We start from the raw sequence: 4,651 nt of genomic DNA on the forward strand, positions 1-4,651 counted from the left end.
TCTTGGGGCCCACCCTCGAGGCGAGTTCCGCACAAGAGAGCGGCCGTAGGCCAATAAGTACATTTGCGCCGGAGGCGCACTCCTTTACGAACGCGGAGGACCTGTCTGAGCAGCGAGGGTGGGCCCCAAGGCCTCTTTCCAGAGACGTCCGAGCGCGAGGCGGCGCTAGCCGCTAAGAACACGCATTCGCGCCAGCGAATGAACCGATTGCATAGCGCGAGGCCGAAGGCGAGCCCGCACGTACACGCCATCGCGCGCAAGCGCGCTCCCACAGAGCGGACAAAAAAGGGCCGCTGGTCGGGAAGAGCCAGCGGCCTATCTGGGGAGATCTGGCGCCCGGGAGGTGAGCCTCACGGCTCGGGCACCTTATTATTGGTATGCGGTTTGAAGCGGCTGCTTAGAAGTCGTACGTGATACCGAAGCGAACGTAACGCGGCGTGCTGTAGTACGTGACGCGGCCGTAGTTCGTGTTCGGTGCCGCGCTCGTGCCATACAACGCGTAGCTCGCCGTCGCCTTCGACTCGTTCAACACGTTGTAGACCATCACGTTGAACGCAAGTTTCTGGGCCGCCCACATCGGTCGATATTCCGCCGACAGGGAAATGATGTGCTGCCACGGCTGGCGCCCGGCAGCACCCGGCGGCGAGGCCTGGCCACCGCAATAGTGGTAGTAGCTGCCATAACCGACCGGGTTGGTCTCATCCGCGCCGTAATAACCCAGGCAGGTCTTCGGCGTACCCGACATAATCAGGATGTTGCCCGAGAGCATCCACTCCGGCGCGACCTGCCACGAACCGTAGGCCTTGATCTGGTGCTTGCGATCGTTGGACAGCAGGCCGTTGGAATACTCCATGAGCTTGCCGTAGTCCCAGTCCACCGTCGCCGAGACGTCCGTCTGGCCGATGTCCGAACGCACCTGGCCCTCGGTGTTGCCGTAGCTCTTCGAGTACAGGTAATCGATCTTACCGGTCCACGTGCCGTCGAACGGGTGCTCGAGGTAGGTCTCCAGGCCGTAGTAGCTACGCTTGGCGCTCGGCATGCCGAAGTCCGCGGCGGAGACGGTGACGCTGTCGTAGCCGCCATTCACGTCCGCGATGCGGTACGTATTGCTTCGGCCCGGGTTGGAGAGGTAGCAGCCGTTCATGGACGACGTATCGATGTCGTAACCCATCGAAGCAGCCTTGGCGGCGATCGTGTCGGTGTCGCAGATATCGTCCAGGATGTTGCGCAGCTTGCGCACCTGGCCCTTCATGCCCCACACCCAGTCGCTGTTGATCTGCTGGTCGAAGCCGAGCTGGTACTCGTCCTGGTACTCGGATTTGATCGAGCTCGACGCCACCGTCTTCGCATCCGGCGACTGGCCGTACTCGTTGTTGTTCGACACCGCACCACCGGTCGCCGAGGCGAGCTGGGTCAGCCCGGTCGGGTAGCCGTTCGCATCGATGCCGGTATAGGTGTAGTACTCATTCGTATACACCGAGCCCGCGGCGGCACGCAGCGCGACCGACGCCGGCATCGCGAGGTAGTAGCGGCCTGCATTGGCATAGACCTTCAGCGACGAATCACCGTTCACATCCCACGTGGCGCCGAGGCGCGGGGCCCACTGCGGCTTGGTGAGGCGGAGGAACGCCTCGCCATTCGGGTTGTAGTTGGTGAACTGGTCGTTGCGCAGGCCGACCTGGAGCAGCCAGCGGTCATCGACCTGCCAGCGATCCTCGAGGTACTGCGCACGCTGCTTGACCCGCACCGAGGCCGAGGTGCTGTAGATGTACTTCGACACGTAATAGCCCGTCTCGCCACCTGCACCCGTGTTCGGTGCCGCGACGAACGGCGCATCGCTGATGGCGACATCGGGCGTGCCATAGCCATACTGCCAGGCCACGGCGTTCTCGCCGTCATCGACATCGTGGGAATCGAGGTTGTCGATACCGCCGGTGATGGTGTGGTCACCCAGCTTCCACGACAGATCGAGGCGAAGATTGCGCGTGGTAGCCGAATGGTCGGGATTGGCGATGGTCAGCGCCGACTGGCCGTTGTTGATCGTGCTGCCGCCCGTGACCCCGGGATTCTCGAGTTCCGGGTGAAGGATGTACGTCAGCGACGGGTCATAGCCCGGGGTCTCGCTGTAGTACGTCATCTTCTGCTTGCCGTACATCGCCGTGAGCGTGATGTCATCGGTGATATAGCTGGTGTACTTGGCGATGTAGACCCGGGCGTCGTTCTTGGTCGACGTATCCTGGCTGTTCAGCGCACCGGTCTGGCCGGTGTCGTAGTCATAGTCGTAGTAGTTGCCCTTGTACTGGGTCTTGCTACCCGCCCCGGTCAGCTCGAGGATGTTGCTGTCGTTGATGTTCCAGTCGATCTTCGTGTACCACTTGGGATTGTGGTACTCGTAACGATCGTTCAGCGAGGTGGTCACCGGTTGCACGGAGTTGGATGACTGCTTCTGCTGCTCCACCGCCGCGAAGAAGAACAGCTTGTCCTTGATCAGGGGGCCGCCGACGTAGGCGCTCTCCGTCTCGGACCACGAGTTGTTCTGCGAGTAGCGGCGATAGATCTGCCCTTCCTTCGAGCCCGTCAGGTAGTACGAATTCGGGCTGGTGCCGCGCGCGAACGCCGGCTCCCACAGCAGCTGAGCACCGAAATGCCATTCGTTGCTGCCGCGCTTGCCGCTCTGGCTGATCACGCCGCCATCGGAGCGGCCGTAGGCCGCGCCGTAGCCACCACTCAGGATTTCCTGCTGGTCGATCGCGCCGTACGGCAGGGTGATGCCGCCGAAGCCGCTGAGCGGATCGGTCGTGTTGAAACCGTTGAGGTAGTAGGCATTCTCCGTGACGGAGGAACCGCCGATGGAGACCAGCGTATTGCCGGTGTTCGTCGTTCCGGTGAAGCCGCTGTAGCCCGGGACCACGCCCGGCGCGAGCAGTGCGATCGCCTCGGCGCTGCGCGCCAGCGGCAGCTTGGCCAGCTGCTGCGCGGTGATCACGGTACGGGAATCGACACTCGATACGTCGACTGGCGGCAGGGCGTTCGCCGAAACGGTGACCGAGCCCAGGCTCGTCGCGTCCGTGGCATTCGCCGCCGAAGCGAACGAGACCTCGGTGCCCGAACCGACGCGAAGGTTCACGTCGTTGCGCGCATCGACGGCCTTGCCGCCCTGCATGAGGCTGACCGTGTAGGAGCCGAGGGGCAATGAGCCGATGGTGTAGCGGCCGTCGGCACCGACGGCTACCTCACGGCTGATGCCATTGGCGCTGCGCGCGACGACGGTTTCGCCCTCGGCGACCGGGGCCTGGCCGAAGATGCTGCCGGTGGTCGACTGGGCGAAGGCGGCACCGACCCCCAGGGCCAGGGCGAGCGCGACACTGATCCGGCTGCGCCGGACCGTGGATGATGGATGCTTGGACACTACGGGACTCTCCCCAGATTGAAGTGATCGGCCTGCCCGGATGCAACGCCTGGCGTTCGCCATCCCCACTGCACCGGGGCGAAGGCCGCGGGCGCCGCGCGTCATATCCGCGGTCACCGCCATTTCAATGTAGTGTTAAATCCGCGTAGCGACGTGGCATGAAACTCCACCATCGCTCGGACTTTCCTTGGACGGATGGACGTCCATACGCGCGTTCTTGCGCCATGCGCGCGGCGACAGTCCATACGCTTCACGGAAGCTGCGGCCGAAGTGGGTCATGTCGCCAAAACCCCACGCCTGTGCGATGTGCGCGATGCTGCGGTAGCGCAGGGATGCATCCGCAAGTTCTCGCCGGCAACGCGCGAGTCGTTCGGATCGCACCCAGCGCATGAGCGTCATGTCTTCGTCGGCGAACAGCTCGAACAGATAACTGGTGGACAAGCCGACGCCCTTGCCGATCATTTCCGCACGCAGCGCGGAATCGGCCAGGTGCTCGCGCACGTAGCGACGGACCTGCTCCTTGTGGTGCTGGCGAAGCTGCGAGGGCGGCGGCGCCGCGTCCCCCAGCATGGCTGTCGCCGCCGCAAGCATGTGCGGGATCGCCGCGACGAGTCGGTCGGCGATGGCTTCGGTCATGTCCTCGGCCTGCTCAAACAGGTCTCGAAAAAGACTCCGAAGGAAGGTAGCGGCGGCGATATGGCCATCCAGTGCCGTCGCCGTGATCTGCTCGAGCCGGGGTACCGCGTCGCGCAACACGGCCAGCGGGAGATAGGCGGCCTGGATCAGTGAGCGGCCGGTATCCACGCGGAACGGTCGAGAGAGATCGACGAGGGCGAATTGCCCCGGCGAAATCCGCGCACGGCGCCCGTGTTGCTCCACCTGGCTTTCGCCTTCCAGTTGCAGCACCAGCAACGCAGCCTGGCGATGCTCGCGCGGCAGGTGGTCGCTACTGAACACATGCGGCGCGTGGCTCAGGGTGGCAAAGCGGAGCCGATGGCCGGCGTAGCCATCGAGCAATACGGTCTGGCCGGGCTGGCGGGCCGCTCCCTGGCCGAATTCATCCCAGAAGCGCTGCGCGGCGACCAGGTGTGCGCGCGGCGCGGGCAGCGGCGGGACGGCACGCAGGGCGGGCTGCGAAAACGGCATGGTGTACCTCCTCACGGTCCAGCGAACGGGCCGCTGAGCGGGTCGCCGAACAGGTCATCGTCATCATCGCCGAACGCCGCGCCGTGCGGCGGCGGC

Annotated in this window: 2 protein-coding genes; both read right to left on the minus strand. The window is 64.4% G+C overall.

Translation table 11 applies throughout. The features are described 5' to 3' along the window. Positions 1 to 397 precede the first annotated feature (397 nt). Positions 398 to 3,409, minus strand: coding sequence for a TonB-dependent receptor (locus ACTHLF_RS06545; protein WP_440325906.1), 3,012 nt, complete (start codon positions 3,407 to 3,409; stop codon positions 398 to 400). Between the two features lie 135 nt (positions 3,410 to 3,544). Beyond that, positions 3,545 to 4,555 carry a helix-turn-helix domain-containing protein gene (locus ACTHLF_RS06550; protein WP_440325907.1) on the minus strand — a complete coding sequence of 337 codons (1,011 nt, stop codon included), beginning with the start codon at positions 4,553 to 4,555 and terminating at the stop codon, positions 3,545 to 3,547. Positions 4,556 to 4,651: the final 96 nt, after the last annotated feature.

The sequence above is a fragment of the Luteibacter sp. genome, from assembly GCF_051958795.1.
Lineage (GTDB): Bacteria > Pseudomonadota > Gammaproteobacteria > Xanthomonadales > Rhodanobacteraceae > Luteibacter.

Coding starts and splice junctions, on each gene's coding strand:
- ACTHLF_RS06550 (WP_440325907.1), bottom strand. CDS start 4,555: ATGCCGTTTTCGCAGCCCGCCCTGCGTGCCGTCCCGCCGCTGCCCGCG.